Genomic DNA, 413 nt, shown 5'->3' on the forward strand with positions numbered 1-413 from the left:
GCGAGCGGGCGAGCGCGCCGGCAGGCGGGCGAAGCCGGTGCGGATCCGCGAAGCGGATGCGCGGAATCCTATACGCCGCACCAATTGACTTTAAAGCTCCCGGCAACGGGGCTTTTCTTTTTTGGAAGCCATGCATGGATTCGAACCTCGGTCGAGGCGCAAGCAGCATAATCACCACATCGTAAAATTTTTTCAAATTGTCGCTTGACCCGTCGGGGCCTCGCGTGCATAATAATCCGTGCGTTGCGGCGTTACCTCAGCTGGATAGAGGGTCTGACTACGAATCAGAACGTCATAGGTTCGAATCCTATACGCCGCACCAATTGACTTTAAAGCTCCCGGCAACGGGGGCTTTTCTTTTTTGGAAGCCATGCATGGATTCGAACCTCGGTCGAGGCGCGAGCGTAAAGAAA

At 55.2% G+C, this 413-nt stretch carries 1 tRNA gene; it reads left to right on the forward strand.

Annotation, left to right across the window (positions count from 1 at the left end):
• The first annotated feature begins 245 nt into the window (after positions 1-245).
• A tRNA-Arg gene (locus ACTQ0H_RS09340) sits at positions 246-322 on the forward strand.
• Positions 323-413: the final 91 nt, after the last annotated feature.

Source organism: Collinsella sp. LCP21S3_A3, from assembly GCF_052118905.1.
Lineage (GTDB): Bacteria > Actinomycetota > Coriobacteriia > Coriobacteriales > Coriobacteriaceae > Collinsella.